General features: G+C 47.1%; 1 pseudogene. It reads left to right on the forward strand.

Annotation, left to right across the window (positions count from 1 at the left end):
• Window positions 1-215: pseudogene (locus tag KSW37_RS15815) on the forward strand (hypothetical protein); the annotation flags it as partial.
• Window positions 216-459: the final 244 nt, after the last annotated feature.

The following is a 459-nucleotide window of genomic DNA, read 5'->3' on the forward strand; positions in this document are numbered from 1 at the left end:
CCGTACAGAAGGCTGCCCTCAAGGCTGAGAAGGAGGGTGCCAAGACCCTCGACATTGAGGAGGCTAAGAAAAAGCCTGCCAAGGACGATACTTCTTCTGGCGGCAGCACCACAGGCGGCAGCACTACTGGCGGCGAAACCACGGGTGGCGAAACCTCTGGTGACCAGACCGGAACCACCGGCGGCAGTGAGAGCGGAGACGGTAACATGGGATAATTGACTGAACTTTCGCATATCAGGAGTTAAAGGAGTTAAGGAGTTAAGGAGTTAAGGAGTTAAGACGTATGTCTTTCTGCTTAAAACTACGCCAAAAAGACTATTGTCTTAACTCCTCAGCGACCGTAGGGAGCGATAACTCCTTTAACTCCTTTAACTTCTGAACTTGCAAAACTTGAATAATTAACCTTTTAAAACAGAATAGATTATGACAGAAAAGAACAAGCAGAAATGGAATGAGATT

Origin of the sequence: Segatella copri, assembly GCF_019127135.1 — a bacterium.
Lineage (GTDB): Bacteria > Bacteroidota > Bacteroidia > Bacteroidales > Bacteroidaceae > Prevotella.